Below are 15409 nucleotides of genomic sequence, written 5' to 3'. Positions count from 1 at the left end.
ACGGCTATTGAAGGCGGCGGCGGGCCGCATTCTTCGACGGTACGGATGTCGCGGAGACGATGTGCGTAGGCTCTCGATATGAATCTCGAGCAGCTGCGCGGCTTCGTCGAGGTGGCCCGCTTCGGCAACTTCACGCGTGCCGCTGAAGAGCTCTACCTCGCGCAGCCCTCGCTCAGCCGCCAGATCGCGGCGCTCGAACACGATCTCGGCGCCGAGTTGTTCCATCGGGCGCGGGGCGGCAGCACGCTCACCGTTGCGGGGGAATCGCTGCTGCCGCTCGCCCGGCGCATGCTCGCCGACGCCGAATCGGTCAGGCGCGAGCTCGCCGAGCTCGCGGGGCTCGAGCGCGGTCGGGTGCGCCTCGGCGCGACCCCCACGCTCTGCATCAGCCTCGTCGCCGAGGTGCTCAGCGCGTTCCATGCGCAGCATCCGGCCATCGAACTGCACCTCTCGGAACAGGGCTCGCGTCGCCTGCTCGACGAGCTCGCCGGCGGCGAGCTCGACCTCGCGCTCATCACCACGTCGGACGCCGCGGCCGCCGAGCGCTTCACCGTGACCCCGCTCCTCGTCGAAGAGCTCGTGGTGATCTCGTCGGCCGGCGCGCCGCCGGTCACCGCTCGCGACAGCATCGAGCTGACGGATGTCGCGGGGTTGCCGCAGATCGTCTTCAGCTCGAGCTACGACCTGCGACGTGCGACCGACGCCGCGTTCGCCGGCGCCGAGCTCACTCCCGAGGTCGTGCTCGAGGGCGCCGAGATGGACGCCGTGCTGCGATTCGTCGAACGCGGGCTCGGCGTCGCGATCGTTCCCGCGATGGTGCTCATCGATCGGCCGGGGCTGCGCTCGGTGCGGCTCGCCGGGCCGGCGCTCGAACGCACGATCAGCGTCGCCCGCCCCGCCGACGTCGCACCCACCGCGGCGGTCGAGGTCATGCGGCACACGATCACCGAGAGCGCGACCGCGTTCGCGGCCAGGGCGGGCGAGACGATGCGGGTCGCGGGCGCGAACGACGTGATCACCGCGAGCGGGAGGAAGAAGCCATGACGCGGTTCGCCATCGACACCCTCACCGCACTGCGACTGGTGCACGACGCGGCCACGGTGCCCGAGGCGCACCAGCTCGTCGCCCCGAACGTGCTGCGCTCGCAGGTGCTGTCGCACCTCTACCGCGGCGTGCGCCGAGGGGAGCTGAGCCGCGCGGCCGCGCACGAGCAGCTGGAGCGGCTCGCGTCGTTGCGCGTGCGTCTGCTCGGCGACCGGGTGTCGCGCGCCGTCGCCTGGAAGATCGCCGAGCAGCTCGATTGGGATGACACGACGGAGGCCGAGTTCATCGCCGTCGCCCAACTGCAGGCCGATGCGTTCGTCACGCTCGACCCCGACCTCGCGCGCCGGGTCGAGGGGGTCGTCACGATCGCGCCGTTCGAGGCGCTCGAGGCCGGCTGATCGGCCCAACGAGAGCAGCCGATCTGCCCAACGAGAGCAGCCGATCGGTGCTCACGACCGATCCACCCGTGCGATGCTCGTGCGACGCGCGTAGGGTTGAGGGGTGGGTCGCCCTCGCCGGGCTCGCACGGGCCGGCGATGTTCGACCCCGAGTGGGAACCCTGCCCCACGACTGAACGAAGCGAGCCACCGATGTCCTGGGACGACGATTCCGACGCCGACGAGTACGGCGCCCGTCGCGGGGCGCGGGCGCCCGGTTCGGTGTGGCGGTTCGCGCGCCGCACGGCGGGATACGCCGGCGCCGTGGTCGGCGTCGTGGCACTCGTCATCGGCGCGATCGCCGCCGTGAACGTCATCGGCACGGCAGCCAACCCCGACGGCTTCGCCGCACCGCCCGCGTTCGGCCCCAAGGTGGCCCCGCCGCCGGTGGCGACGCCCGACGACCGCGAGCAGATCGCACAGGCCGACGGCGAGACCGCGACCGACGAAGAGCCGACGGGCCTCTCGACCACCGAGCTGCCGCCGATGCCGGCCGTCGACTCCGAGTGGCTGACGAGTGTCGCCGCCGCCACCGGCATTCCCGAGCGCGCCCTGTCGGCCTACGCGCTCGCGCACATCACGCTCGCCGCCGACGAGCCCGACTGCGGCCTCGACTGGACCACGATCGCGGCCATCGGCGAGATCGAATCGGGGCACGGCAGCCACGGTTCGACGGTGCTCGACTCGAACGGCAATGCCCGACCGCCGATCATCGGCCCAGCGCTCGACGGCTCCGCGACCGCCGGGGGCGTGGCCAGGATCGCCGACACCGACCAGGGCAGGCTCGACGGCGACGCCACGTGGGATCGCGCCGTCGGGCCGATGCAGTTCATTCCGTCGACCTGGTCGAAGTGGGGCAGCGACGGCAACGGCGACGACGTCGCCGACCCGAACCAGATCGACGACGCCGCCCTTTCGGCGGGGCGCTACCTCTGCGCGTCGGGCGCGATGACGAGCGCCGAGGGCTGGCGTGCGGCCGTGTTCTCGTACAACCACGACAACGACTACGTCGACAAGGTCGCACGGCTCGCGCGCGAATACGCCGACGCCGTCGCGTAACGCCGTCGCGGTCGCCCGACGCCGACGCCGTCGAGTTCAGCAGCAGCGAGTGGATGTCGCGGCCCCCGTCGCCGAGTCGTCGAAACGTTCGCCCGTGCACGCCGAAGCGCCCGCCCTCGAACGGGCGGGCGCTTGGGCCGTCTCTGCCGGCTCAGCTCAGACGCGGGCTCCGCGCGCGGCCAGATCGCCGAGCTCGGCGGGGCTGAGGGCGAACAGGTCGCGCGAACCGGCGGTCGCCGCACCGACGAGGCCCGCGGCCTGCGGCAGCAGCTGCTCGGCGTAGAACCGGGCGAGCGGCAGCTGCGTCTCGGCGATGCCGTCGTCGTCGAGTCCGCGTGCGGCGAGGGCGGACTTGGCCATGAGCCACCCGCCGACCACGAGACCCCAGATGCGCTGGTAGGGCACCGAGCCCGAGAGTGCGGCGTTCGGGTCGGTGAGCCCGTTGGTGAACATCCACATCGTCGTCTGCTCGAGCGTGTCGAGCTGGGCGCTGAGCTGCGTGCGGATCGAGGCGAACTCCTCGCCGGCCGCGGCGAGCTCGCTGTCGAGCTCGCGCATGGTCGCGATGAACTCGAGCACCGATGCACCGCCCCGAACCGGGAGCTTGCGGCCGATCAGGTCGGCGGCCTGCACGCCGTTCGTGCCCTCGTAGATCGCGGCGATGCGCACGTCGCGGTAGTGCTGCGCTGCGCCGGTCTCTTCGATGAAGCCCATGCCGCCGTGGATCTGCAGTGCGAGCGAGGTGAGCTCGTTGCCGAGGTCGGTGCCGAACGACTTGTTGATCGGGGTCAGCAGGCCGACGATCTCGGTCGCCCGGGCGCGCACGGCCGGGTCGGGGTGGTGCGTCGACACGTCGGTGTAGGTCGCGGTCAGCAGCATCATGCGTCGCATCGCGGCGATGTACGCCTTCTGCGTCATGAGCATGCGGCGCACGTCGGGGAAGTCGATGATGGGGGAGTCTTCGGTGGCGCCGATCGCTCGGCCCTGGATGCGCTCGCGGGCGTAGTCGAGCGACTGCTGGTAGGCGCGCTCCGACACGGCGAGCCCCTGCATGCCGACCGAGAGGCGGGCGCTGTTCATCATGACGAACATGATGCGCATGCCGATGTTCTCTTCGCCGACGAGGTAGCCCGTGGCGTCTTCATACGAGAGCACGCACGTGGGCGAGCCGTGGATGCCCATCTTGTGCTCGACGCCCACGGTGTGCACGCCGTTGCGCTCGCCGATCGAGCCGTCTTCGTTCATGAGGAACTTCGGCACGATGAAGATCGAGATGCCCTTGGTGCCGGCAGGCGCGTCGGGCGTGCGGGCGAGCACGAGGTGCACGATCTGCTCGCTCAGGTCGTGGTCGCCGAAGGTGATGAAGATCTTCTGGCCCGTGATGGCGTAGGTGCCGTCGTCGCGCTTGACGGCCTTGGTCGTGAGGGCGCCGACGTCGGTGCCGGCCTGCGGCTCGGTGAGGTTCATGGTGCCGGCCCACTCGCCGGTGACCATCTTCGGCAGCCACTGCTGCTTCTGCTCATCGCTGCCGTAGTGCAGCAGCGCCTCGATCGCGCCCTGCGTGAGCAACGGCGCGAGTGCGAAGGCCATGTTCGCGGTCGCCATGAGCTCTTGGAGCGCGAGGCCGATGGTGCGTGGGAACCCGCCGCCGCCGAACTCCTCGGGCAGCGGCACCGAGCCCCAGCCGGCGTCGACGTAGGCGGAGTAGGCCTCCTTGAAGCCGGTGGCCGTGGTGACCGTGCCGTCGGGGTTCAGCGTCGACCCCTCGAGGTCGCCGGCGCGGTTGGTCGGGGCGACGACTTCGGCCATGAAGTTACCGGCCTCGTCGAGGATCTCGGTGACGGTCTCGAGGTCGGCGTGCTCGAAGCCGGGCAGCTGCGCGACGGCGTCGTAGTCGACGACATGCTCGAGGGCGAAGGCGATATCTGCAACAGGGGGTCGGAATGCACTCATGCCCGCACTGTAACCCGGCGCGCCTCCGAAGGGCGCGAACTGTGCGGGTTCCACGGGCCGGCAGCGCGGCCGCGCGGTGCCGTTTGGCATGAACCCACAAATGAGGCACCTGTTCAGGCAAGCAAGTGCTTGGTTAGGATGAAGCGACTCGTCAAAGGAGCGGAATGAAGATCGTCGTCCTGGTCAAGGAAGTCCCCGACACGTACGGGGATCGGAAGCTCAGTCTGCAGACGGGCCTCGCCGATCGCGCGGCGAGCGAAACGGTGCTCGACGAGATCAGCGAGCGCGCGCTCGAGGTCGCGCTCTCGTACGCCGACTCCCACGCCGGCACCGAGGTGGTCGTGCTGTCGATGTCGCCCGAGTCGGCCGCCGCCACCGTGCGCAAGGGCCTCGCGATGGGCGCCGCGGGTGCCGTGCAGGTCGTCGACGAGGCGTTGCTCGGCGCCGACCTCGGCCTCACGGCCGAAGTGCTCGCCGCGGCGCTCACGCGCATCGGCTACGACCTCGTGATCGCGGGCAACCAGTCGACCGACGGATCGGGCGGGGTGCTCCCGGCGATGATCGCCGAACTGCTCGACGTGCCGAACGCGACGAGCCTGAATTCCGTCGAGATCACCGACGCAGAGGTGCGCGGCGAGCGCGCGAGCGACCACGGCACGATGGCGGTCACCGCGACCCTGCCCGCCGTGATCTCGATCACCGAGCGCCTGCCCGATGCGCGGTTCCCGAACTTCAAGGGCATCATGGCCGCCAAGAAGAAGCCGTTCGAGACGCTTTCGCTCGCCGACCTGGCCGAGTTCGGCGTCGATGCCGAGAGTACCGAGGCATCCCGCTCGATCGTCATCTCGCTCGGCGAGAAGCCGCCGCGCACGGCGGGCACCAAGATCGTCGACGAGGGTGATGCCGGCGAACGCCTCGCCGAGTACCTCGTTCAGAACCGGCTCGCGTAGGAGACCACGATGACCGACTACACCGCAGACTCGATCCTCGTGCTCCTCGACGTCGCGCCGTCGGGCGCGCTCGCCAAGAGCGCCGCCGGCCTGCTCGGCGCCGCCGCAGAGGTGGGCACCCCGGTCGCCCTGATCGTCGCCGCCGCGGGCGAGGGCGAGCAACAGGCTCAGGATGCCGCCGCGCTCGGCGCGACCCACGTGCTCGTCGCCGAGCACCCCGACGCCGGTGCCCGGCTGGCCGTTCCCGGGGCCGACGCGCTCGCCGCGGCCGCCGAACTCGTGCGACCCGATGCCGTGCTCGTGTCGAACTCGATCGAGGGCCGTGAGGTCGCCGCGCGCTTCGCCGCGCGATCGCGCTCGGGCCTCGCGGTCGACGCCGTCGGGGTCTCGCGCGATGCCGAGGGCGTCGTCGCCCACCACTCCGTCTACGGCGGCGCGTACAACGTCGACTCGGCAGTGACCTGGGGCGCGCCTGTCATCACCGTGCGCGAGGGCTCGATCGATGCCCGCGCCGAGGCGAAGCCCGCCTCGATCGAGCGGCTCGAGGTCGCGGCATCCGGTCGCAAGGCCGCCGAGACGGGCGCGCTCGAGGCAGAGGTCGTGACGTCGTCGCGCCCCGAGCTGCGGGGCGCGGCGAAGGTCGTCTCGGGCGGTCGCGGTCTCGGCTCCGAAGCGCAGTTCGAGCTCGTCGACCGGCTGGCCGACGTGCTCGGCGCCGCGGTCGGCGCGTCGCGTGCGGCGGTCGACGCGGGCTACATTCCGCAGTCGCACCAGGTCGGCCAGACCGGCGTCTCGGTGTCGCCGCAGCTCTACATCGCGCTCGGCATCTCGGGTGCGATCCAGCACCGCGCCGGCATGCAGACCGCGAAGACGATCGTCGCGATCAACAAGGACGGGGACGCTCCGATCTTCGAGATCGCCGACTTCGGCATCGTCGGCGACCTGTTCACGGTCGTGCCGCAGCTCATCGCCGCGCTCGAGGCGCGGAAGGCGTAGGGCTCGATGGCGACGTACGGGCGAACGACGCGGCAGGGCCTGCCCCGCGTCGCCGGCGGCGACCCCTGGCCCCCGATCGTCGAGATCGCCGCAGCCCAGATCGCCGCGGTGGATGTCGCGGCGCCCGTTGCGGGCGGTGCGCCGGATGCGCTCCCTGAGCTCGTCGAAGGGACCGACGCGGCTGGGTCGGGCTCCCTTCGACAGGCTCAGGGAACGGTTGCGGGGGCTCGGGCGCTGCGACGCGGGTTGCCCCGTGTACCGGGCGGTGAGCCGTGGCCGCCTGCCTCCGCGGTGGTTGCCGCCGCTGTGCCTGCCGCCGCTGTGCCGGTCGAAGCGTCGATCGCTGCCGCATCGGAGGTCGCGGCACCGTCTCGGCCCGTCGCGGCCGCGCAGGCCGTGGCCGGTGGGGGAGCGGCACTTCGCCGCGGACTACCCCGTACACCAGACGGAGAACCGTGGCCGCCGGCCGGCTCGGCGCCGGCGAGGTCCGTCGCCTCGGCACCCGCGATCGCCGAACCGGTGCCGGCATCGGTGCCCGCCGCGCTTCCGACACCGGCGCCGGCGCCGGCGCCGGCGCCCCGGCGCGCCCCGATGCCGCCGCCCCGTCGCGTGAACGCGGGCGCCGCGGCATCCGTTCGCCCGGTCGCCGAACCGTGGCCGAAACTGTACGGGCCCTACTCGCGCGCGCAGTGGCTGGGATCGCTCGTCATCGGCGGCTTCGCGCTGCTGCTCGCGGCGACCGGCGCCGTCGTCGTGGTCAACTGGCTGCTCGGCCTGCCGGCCATGCAGGACTTCCTCGCCGCGTACCCGGGCGAGTACGAGCTGCCCGAGTCGGCGCCCGTCGGCATCCCCGCGTGGATCGGCTGGCAGCACTTCTTCAACGTGTTCCTGATCGTGCTCATCATCCGCTCGGGTCTCGAGGTGCGCACGCAGAAGCGGCCGACCGCGTTCTGGTCGCCGCGCTGGAATGCGAAGCGCAAGATCAGCCTCTCGCTGTGGTTCCACCAGTCGCTCGACATCCTCTGGGTCGTCAACGGCGTGGTGTTCGTCGTGCTGCTCTTCGCGACCGGGCAGTGGATGCGCCTCGTGCCGACGAGCTGGGAGGTCGTGCCGAACGCCGTGTCGGCGCTGCTGCAGTACGTCTCGCTCGACTGGCCGACCGAGAACGGCTGGGTCAACTACAACAGCCTGCAGCAGATCGCCTACTTCGTCACGGTCTTCATCGCGGCGCCGCTCGCGGTGATCACGGGCGTGCGCATGTCGGGCCTCTGGCCGAAGAACGCGAAGACGCTGAACCGCATCTACCCGGTGGAGTGGGCGCGCGCCGTGCACTTCCCGGTGATGCTCTACTTCGTCGCGTTCATCGTCGTGCACGTCGGTCTGGTGTTCGCGACGGGGGCGCTGCGCAACCTCAACCACATGTACGCGAGCCAAGACGTCGTGAACTGGACGGGGTTCTGGATCTTCGTCGCGTCGCTCGTCGTGATCGCGGCGGCCTGGGTCGCGGCGCGGCCGCTCGTGCTCGCACCGATCGCGCGCTTGTTCGGAAAGGTCAGCGGGCGCTGAGGTGAGTGACGGATCTGAACGACGCGACGGCTCCGTCCGGCGCGACCAGATCCTCGTGATCGCGACGCGGCTCTTCGCCTCGCGCGGGTACTCATCGACGACCGTGCGCGACATCGCCGACGCGGCCGGCATCCTCTCGGGCAGCCTGTACCACCACTTCGCCTCGAAAGAGGCGGTGCTCCACGAGATCCTGCGTACCTTCCAGCACGACACGCTGTCGGCGTTCGAGCGCATCGTCGCGAGCGACGGCAGCCCGCGCGAGCACCTCGACCGGCTCATCGAGCGCGCGTTCCTCACGATCGAGCAGCGCCCCGACGAGGTGATGATCTACCAGAACGAGACCGGGTTCCTGATGACCCAGCCGGCGTTCGGGTTCGTCGCCGAGGGAGCCGAGCGCATCGAGCAGATCTGGCTCGAGCAGATCGTGGAGGGCCAGCGCACCGGGGTGTTCCGGGGCACCATCGACCCGAGACTCGCGTTCCGGTTCATCCGCGACGCACTGTGGTCGACGGTGTTCTGGTTCCGCTCGGGCGGCAGTCACACGGCGGCGAGCCTGAGCGCGAACTACCTCGACCTGCTGCACCACGGCATGCTCGCCGGCTCCGCCGACTCCGCCGGCGACGGCGGAGCCGGCGCGGATGCAGGGGCTGACGGCGCCGAGGCGCTCGTCAGCGACTGAGGAGCCGGCGCCCGACGATCATGCGCATGACCTCGTTGGTGCCCTCGAGGATCTGGTGCACGCGCAGGTCGCGCACGACCCGCTCGATGCCGTACTCCGAGAGGTAGCCGTAGCCGCCGTGAAGCTGCAGCGCGCTGTTGGCCGCTTCGAACGCCGCGTCGGTCGCGAAGCGCTTCGCCATCGCGCATCGCAGCGTGGCGTCGGGGGTCTCGGCGTCGATCGCCTCGGCAGCGTCGTGCACGAGCAGCCGCGCGGCGTGCAGCCCCGTCGCCATGTCGGCGAGGGTGAAGGCGACCGACTGGTGCTCGCCGAGGGGCCGACCGAAGGTCTCGCGCTCGTGCGCGTAACGCAGCGTCTGGTCGAGCGCCCACTGCGCGCCGCCGATCGAGCACGCGGCGATGTTGACCCGCCCGCCGTCGAGGCCCGACATCGCGATCGCGAAGCCGTCGCCCTCGGCGCCGAGGCGGTTGGTCACCGGCACGCGTACGTTCTCGAGCACGACCTGGCGGGTCGGCTGCGCATTCCAGCCCATCTTCTTCTCGTCGGGGCCGAATGAGAGGCCGGATGCCCCGGCGTCGACGACGATCGCGCTGATGCCCCGCGACCCCGCCTCGCCCGTGCGTGCGAAGACCAGGTAGACCGCCGACGATCCGGCGCCCGAGATGAACTGCTTCACGCCGTTCAGCACGTAGTCGTCGCCGTCGCGTCTGGCGGTCGTGGTGATCGCCGCGGCATCCGACCCAGCCGACGGCTCGGTGAGGCAGTAGCTGCCGCGATCGGTCAGCGCGGTCAGGGTCGGCAGCCAGCGCTGTCGTTGCAGGTCGTCGCCGTAGCGGTCGATCATCCACGCCACCATGTTGTGGATGGAGAGGTAGGCCGCGATCGTCGTGTCGCCCTTGGCGAGCTCTTCGAAGATCAGCGTGGCGGTGAAGCGGCCGAGCTCGGAGCCGCCGACGTCGTCGCGCACGTAGACACCGCCGAGGCCGAGCCGGCCGGCATGCTCGAGCGCCTCGATCGGGAAGGTCTTCGTCTGGTCGCGTTCGTTCGCGAACGGTGCGAGCTCGGTCGCGGTGAACTCGCGCACCGCGGCGACGATCGCGAGCTGGTCTTCGGTGAGTGCGTTCGCCATCGCTGCCATCGGCCCTTCATCGCTGCCGTGTTGCTCTGTTTCCGTCGAGCCGAGCCTAGTCGGGAGAGGCCAGAATGGCTGACATGGATGCTTCGTTGCCCGCCCTCACCGAAATGCCCGAGCCGCAGTACGTGATGTCTGCCGAAGGGCTGCGCATCGCGACGTACCTCTGGGGTGACGACGACGCCCCGACGGTGCTGTGCGTGCACGGATTCGCGTCGAGCTGCCGCGACAACTGGGTGAACACGGGCTGGGTTCGTGACCTCACCCGCGCAGGCTACCGGGTGCTCGGCATCGATCAACGCGGCCACGGTTCGAGCGACAAGCCTCACGAAGCATCCGCGTATCGAATGAGTGCCTTCGTCGACGACATCACGACGGTGCTCGACACCTACCTGCTCGACTCGATCTTCTACGCCGGGTACTCGCTCGGCGCGCGGGTCGGCTGGCAGGTCGCCCTGCAGATGCCCGACCACGTCGAGCGCGCGGTGCTCGGCGGCATCCCCGACGGGCGCCCGCTCGCCCGACTGCAGATCGAGCAGGCGCGCGCCTACGCCGAGCACGGCACGCCCGTCGACGACCAGGTCACGCGCAACTACGTGACCCTGGCCGAACGGGTGGCCGGCAACGACCTGCGCTCGCTCGTGGCGCTCGCCGAGGGCATGCGGTTCGGCGACGCCGACCCCGATATCGCGAACCCGCCGCTGCAGCCGATCATGTTCGCCACGGGCAGCGACGACGCCATCCTCGCGCAGTCGAGGCAACTGGCGGAGGCCACGCCGAACGGGTCCTTCGTCGAACTGCCCGGGCGGCACCACTTCAACGCGCCCGGGTCGCGGGTGTTCCGGGAGGCGGCGGTCGAGTTCTTCGAGGTGTAGAGTACGACTCGTACTCTAACTCGGGAGGCGTGATGTCGACGACGCGGCGGCTGTGGCCCGTGCTCGTCTGCCTCATGATCGTCATGCTGCTCGGTGCGATCGACCAGACGGCGTCGGCACCGGCGCTGCCGCACATCGCCGAGGAGTTCGGCGGCCTCGAGCTCATGCCGCTCGTCGTGGTGGCCTACCTCGGCGCCGCGACCGCGTCGATGCCCGCGTACGGCAAGCTCGGCGACCGCTACGGACGTCGGCCCCTGCTGCTCGTCGCGATCGCGCTCTTCACCGCCGGTGCGGTCGGCACGGCCCTCGCCGGAAGCCTGCCCGTCTTCATCGGAGCACGCATCGTGCAGGGGCTCGGCGGCGGCGGCCTCATGCTCGGCGCACAGGCCGTCATCGGCGAGATCGTCAGCCCGCGCGAACGCGGTCGCTACCTCGGCTGGATCGGCATGGTCTACGTCGTCGCCGCCGTCGGCGGGCCGATCATCGGCGGACTCGTGATCCAGACCGTCGGCTGGCGCTGGATCTTCGTCGGATACCTGCCGCTCGCGGTGCTCGCATACGTGCTGACCCTGCGCACGATCAGGCTGCCGGCGCCGCGCGAACGCCGCCCGTTCGACCTGGCCGGAGCGATCGCGATCGCCGCGCTCATCGCCGGCGTCGTCGTACTCGCGAGCCTCGCCGAGACCGGAGTGCCGTGGCCGGTCGCCGCGGCACTGCTCGCGGTGATCGCACTCGCCGCGATCGTCTGGGTCGTCACGGCGGTGCGTGCGACTGATCCCGTGATCCCGCTCGGGCTGTTCCGCGACGCCGCGTTCAGTGTGCCCGTCGCGGTGAGCTTCCTCATCGGCGTCGCCCTCTTCGGCACGATCAGCTTTCTGCCGGCGGTCGTGCAACTCGGGTTCGGGGTCTCACCTGTGGCGGCGGCATCCACCGTCACGATCGCGATGGGCGGGGTGATCGTGACCATGACCCTGTCGGGCCGCATCATCTCGCGCACCGGTCGCTACCGGGTGTTCCCGATCGTCGGAACCGCGATGGCGGGCGTCGGGCTCGCGCTGCTCGGCATGGTGCGCGCCGACACGCCGATCTGGGCCGCCGCGCTCGTGCTGCTGCTGCTCGGCGCCGGCGTCGGGCTCGTGATGCAGGTCATGCTGCTCGTCGTGCAGAACGCCGTCGCACATGCGGATCTCGGCGTGGCGACGTCGACCGTCGTGTTCGTGCGGCAGGTCGGCGCGACGGTGGGCGTCGCGGTCACCGGAGCGCTGATCAATCTGCGCACCGCCGGTGTGCCGTCCGACGGGTACCTCGCCGCCGTGGCGCCCGTCTTCGGGTACGGGGCCGGGGTGCTCGTCGTCGCCTTCGTGCTGACGATCGCGCTGCCGGCGCGGCCGCTGCGCACGACGGTCTCTGAAACCGGCACCGCGCCCGATCGAGAAGGAGTGCCGACATGAACGCACGCGACACCCGGCCCGACACGCTCGCGGTCGTCGGACTCGGCGACGTCGGCCGCGGCGACCTCGCCGTCGCGGGCGGCAAGGGCGCGAACCTCGGCGAGCTGCTGCGCGGCGGCTTCCGAGTGCCAGAGGGGTTCGTCGTCACGACCGACGCGTATCGCCGAGCGTTCGACGGTGCCGCGCTCGACGGCGCCGCGCTTGCCGACGCCGTGCCCGAGGTCATGGGCGACGACGACGCCGACCGCGTGCGCGAGGCGGTCGGGGCGATGAACGTGCCGGCAGCGGTCGAGGCGGCGATCGTTGGGGCGTACCGCGAGCTCGCGGTTGCCGATGCCGCGCCCGCCGCGCTCGCCGTGGCGGTGCGGTCGAGCGCGACCGCCGAAGACCTGCCGGGCGCGACCTTCGCCGGTCAACAGGACACCTTCTTGAACATCGTCGGCGAGCACGCGGTGGTCGACGCCGTGCGACGCTGCTGGGCGTCGCTCTGGACGCGGCGGGCCGTGGCCTACCGCACGCGGGCCGGCATCGATCATCGTGACGTCGCCATCGCGGTCGTCGTGCAGCGACTCGTCGACGCCGATACGGCGGGCGTCATGTTCACGGCGAACCCCGTCACCGGCGCACGCGACGAGACCGTCGTCGACGCGAGTGCAGGCCTCGGCGAAGCGGTCGTGTCGGGGCGGGTGACGCCCGACCATTTCGTCGTGGCGGCCGACGGGCGCGTGCTCGAGCGTCGCCTCGGGCGCCGCGAGCTCGTCATCGTGCCCGACGCCGGCGGCGGAGTGCGCGAGGTCGCGGGCGAATCGGGCCGGCCGGGTATGGTCGGCGGGCCAGCCGCCGAGGGGCGTCTCGACGACGCGGCGCTGCGCTCGATGGCGTGCGTCGGCGCGCGTATCGCGCAGCACTTCGGCGAGCCGCAGGACATCGAGTGGGCCTCGGCCCGCGGCGAGCTGTGGATCGTGCAGGCGCGATCGCTGACCGCGCTGCCGCCGGAGCCGGTGCGGGTCAACCCGATCCGCCGGCTGATGACGGGCATCGTCGCCGAACTGCTGCCGATCCGCCCCACCCCGCTCGACATGACCACGTGGACCGTGCACGGCCACGGCCGCATCCTCACCCGCATGCTCGCCGAGATCCCCGCGATCAGGGTGTCGGTCACCGACATGCTGCCCGAGGTCGACGGCGTCGTCGACCGCCTCGCGCCGCCCGACCCGCGCCCTTCGCCGCGCACGCTCGCGACGCCGTTCCGGATGGCGCCGAGGATCCGCCGCTTCCGCACCGAGCGATGGATGGAGGACCCCCGTTTCGCCGACTTCGACCGTGCGGTCGATGCGCTGCGGGCGATCGATCCCGGCGCGCTCGACTGGACGGAGCTCGTCGGGGTGCCGCGACGCGCACTCGACATCCTTGACGGGCTCATCACGCTGCGCATCGACCATCTTCCGCGCGCGGGCTTCGACCTCGTGCGGCTTCGGCTGCTGCTCGGCGTACTCGGCCTCGGCCGCGAGGCCTCGGCACTGACCCGCGGGGTGCGCACGCGCACGGGCGACGCGAACGTCGCGATCTCAGAGCTCGCGAAGGCGGTGGCAGCGGATGCCGCGCGGCGGGCGGCATTCGAATCGTCGACCGATGCCGAACTCGCCGCGGAGCTCGCCGGGGAGGCCGGCGGGCGTGGGGCACTGGCCGGTCTGCGCACCCGGGTCGAGGCGTTCGACGACGAGTACGGCCATCGCGAGACCACGAGCGCGTTCCTCGCCTCGGAGCCGACCTGGGGCGACGATCCGGCCGTGCTCTTCGGCGCGATCCGTGCACTGCTCGCGCGGCCCGTCGCGCCCGGCGCCGAGGCCGGCCCCGACGCGGGAGCGGGTGAGTTCGCCGCGGCCGAGCGGCGCGTGCTCGGCCGCCGCCGCGTCCGCGCCCTGCACCTCGGCGACGAGATCGCCGCGGCCGCTGATCGCGCTCGAGCGGGCATCGCGTTCCGCGAAGACACCCACTTCCATGCCATGCGCCCGCTGTCGCCCCTGCGGCGGGCTCTGCTCGAGGCGGGCGCACGACTCGTATCGGCGGGCGTCTTGACGGCACCCGACGAGGTCTTCCACCTGCGGTACGGCGAGCTGCTCGCGATCGACGATCCCGATGCCCTCTCGACGCGTGAGCGGGCGCAGCTCGCTGCGACTGTGCGGCAGCGTGCGAGCCGGCGCGCGCGGTACGCCGGAGCGCCGCTCATCTCACCGCTCACCGTGCGGGCGGCGCGAGCCGACGCCGACGCCGTCGTCAGCGGCACCCCGGCCGGCGGCGGCCGGGCATCGGGGCCGGCACGAATCATCCGCGAGCCCTCCGAGTTCGCAAGGTTGGCGCCCGGAGACGTGCTCGTCTGCCCCTATACGAACCCGAGCTGGACGCCCCTGTTCCAGATCGCAGCCGCCGTCGTCGTCGACACCGGCGGACTCGCCTCGCACGCCGCGATCGTGGCACGGGAGTACGGCCTGCCGACCATCATGGGCACCGGCAGCGGCACCTCGGTGCTGCGAGACGGGCAGATCGTCACGGTCGACGGCGACACGGGGCGCGTGAGCCTCGAGGGGGATTCGTGAGCGACGACCGCCCGCTCGACCACCGTGCAGGCCCGCGCCGACGGGGCGACGCGCTGCGCACGGCGATCGTCGACGCCGTCATGACCGAACTCGCCGAGACCGGGTACGACCGGCTCACGGTCGACGGCGTCGCGGCCCGCGCGCGCGTCAGCAAGGCCTCGCTCTACCGCCGTTGGCCGGGCAAGCCCGAACTCGTCATCGACGCGGTCTACAGGACGCTCCCGATCCCGGCCGAGCTGGCCGACACGGGGTCGCTCCGCGGCGACCTGCTCGCGCTCTTCGAGCTCGTCGGCCGCACGCTCGCCGGCCCGTCGGGCCAGGCGCTGAAGGGGCTCATCAGCGAGACGCTCCGCGACCCCGACGTCGCCGAACGGTTCCACGCGCGGAGTCGGGGCCGCGGCATCCAGGCGATGCGCACGATCGTCGACCGCGCGGTCGATCGCGGCGAGCTCGACTCGGCCGAGCTGCCCGAACGCCGACTCGAGGCGGGCCACAACCTGCTCCGGCACGAGTTCCTGATGGGCGGCGAGGTCACGCCCGAGTTCGTCGCCTCGCTCGTCGACGACGTGGTGCTGCCGCTCCTGACGTGCACGAGAGCACAGGGGCACGTGAGCACAGGGGAGTGAGCACGTGGACCTTGAACGGCCGTCGGTCGTCAGCCGTCTGATGC

The 15409-nt window shown here is 71.5% G+C and carries 13 protein-coding genes; 11 read left to right on the top strand and 2 right to left on the bottom strand.

The genetic code is table 11. The features are described from left to right. The first annotated feature begins 78 nt into the window (after positions 1-78). The 3 genes from ACWGST_RS09420 (at position 79) to ACWGST_RS09410 (ending at position 2540) form a co-directional block, all read left to right on the top strand. Positions 79-1044: a LysR family transcriptional regulator gene (locus ACWGST_RS09420; RefSeq protein WP_452046398.1), complete on the top strand. Its 966-nt coding sequence runs from the start codon at positions 79-81 to the stop codon at positions 1042-1044. Then, the gene (locus tag ACWGST_RS09415) at positions 1041-1442 is read left to right on the top strand and encodes a hypothetical protein (RefSeq protein WP_452046397.1); all 402 of its coding nucleotides are present in this window, start codon (positions 1041-1043) and stop codon (positions 1440-1442) included. Before ACWGST_RS09420 ends, ACWGST_RS09415 begins: the two co-directional genes overlap by 4 nt. Positions 1443-1634: 192 nt before the next feature. After that, on the top strand, positions 1635-2540 hold the full coding sequence (locus ACWGST_RS09410) for a lytic transglycosylase domain-containing protein (protein ID WP_452046396.1): 906 nt from the start codon (positions 1635-1637) through the stop codon (positions 2538-2540). A 156-nt stretch (positions 2541-2696) separates the two neighbouring features. On the opposite strand, the gene ACWGST_RS09405 is transcribed toward ACWGST_RS09410, so the two are convergent. Then, entirely contained in the window at positions 2697-4493 is a 1797-nt protein-coding gene (locus ACWGST_RS09405; RefSeq protein ID WP_452046395.1) for an acyl-CoA dehydrogenase C-terminal domain-containing protein, read from the bottom strand. A gap of 164 nt (positions 4494-4657) precedes the next feature. Here ACWGST_RS09405 and ACWGST_RS09400 point away from each other — a divergent pair, with 164 nt between their 5' ends. The 4 genes from ACWGST_RS09400 (at position 4658) to ACWGST_RS09385 (ending at position 8684) form a co-directional block, all read left to right on the top strand. Continuing rightward, entirely contained in the window at positions 4658-5443 is a 786-nt protein-coding gene (locus tag ACWGST_RS09400; protein ID WP_452046394.1) for an electron transfer flavoprotein subunit beta/FixA family protein, read from the top strand. A 9-nt stretch (positions 5444-5452) separates the two neighbouring features. Then, on the top strand, positions 5453-6439 hold the full coding sequence (locus tag ACWGST_RS09395) for an electron transfer flavoprotein subunit alpha/FixB family protein (RefSeq protein WP_452046393.1): 987 nt from the start codon (positions 5453-5455) through the stop codon (positions 6437-6439). A 591-nt stretch (positions 6440-7030) separates the two neighbouring features. After that, complete coding sequence (locus tag ACWGST_RS09390; RefSeq protein WP_452046392.1) at positions 7031-8005, top strand: cytochrome b/b6 domain-containing protein; 975 nt, start codon at positions 7031-7033, stop codon at positions 8003-8005. Position 8006: 1 nt separating this feature from the next. After that, entirely contained in the window at positions 8007-8684 is a 678-nt protein-coding gene (locus ACWGST_RS09385) for a TetR/AcrR family transcriptional regulator (RefSeq protein ID WP_452046391.1), read from the top strand. Here ACWGST_RS09385 and ACWGST_RS09380 read toward each other — a convergent pair. After that, positions 8674-9813 (bottom strand): acyl-CoA dehydrogenase family protein, encoded by a 1140-nt coding sequence (locus ACWGST_RS09380; RefSeq protein ID WP_452046441.1) that lies wholly within the window; start codon positions 9811-9813, stop codon positions 8674-8676. The genes ACWGST_RS09385 and ACWGST_RS09380 overlap by 11 nt on opposite strands. Before the next feature lie 83 nt (positions 9814-9896). Here ACWGST_RS09380 and ACWGST_RS09375 point away from each other — a divergent pair, with 83 nt between their 5' ends. The 4 genes from ACWGST_RS09375 to ACWGST_RS09360 are packed head-to-tail and all read left to right on the top strand — an operon-like array spanning position 9897 to position 15365. Further along, positions 9897-10691 carry an alpha/beta fold hydrolase gene (locus ACWGST_RS09375; RefSeq protein WP_452046390.1) on the top strand — a complete coding sequence of 265 codons (795 nt, stop codon included), beginning with the start codon at positions 9897-9899 and terminating at the stop codon, positions 10689-10691. 32 nt (positions 10692-10723) lie between these two features. Further along, on the top strand, positions 10724-12142 hold the full coding sequence (locus tag ACWGST_RS09370; protein ID WP_452046389.1) for an MFS transporter: 1419 nt from the start codon (positions 10724-10726) through the stop codon (positions 12140-12142). Continuing rightward, positions 12139-14739: a PEP/pyruvate-binding domain-containing protein gene (locus ACWGST_RS09365; protein ID WP_452046388.1), complete on the top strand. Its 2601-nt coding sequence runs from the start codon at positions 12139-12141 to the stop codon at positions 14737-14739. Before ACWGST_RS09370 ends, ACWGST_RS09365 begins: the two co-directional genes overlap by 4 nt. Then, complete coding sequence (locus ACWGST_RS09360; RefSeq protein WP_452046387.1) at positions 14736-15365, top strand: TetR/AcrR family transcriptional regulator; 630 nt, start codon at positions 14736-14738, stop codon at positions 15363-15365. The genes ACWGST_RS09365 and ACWGST_RS09360 overlap by 4 nt, the downstream gene beginning before the upstream one ends. Positions 15366-15409 lie beyond the last annotated feature (44 nt).

It is taken from the genome of Agromyces sp. NPDC055520 (assembly GCF_053619715.1).
Note: the sequence above shows the minus strand (reverse complement) of the source record. Positions and strands in the feature narration are given on the sequence as shown.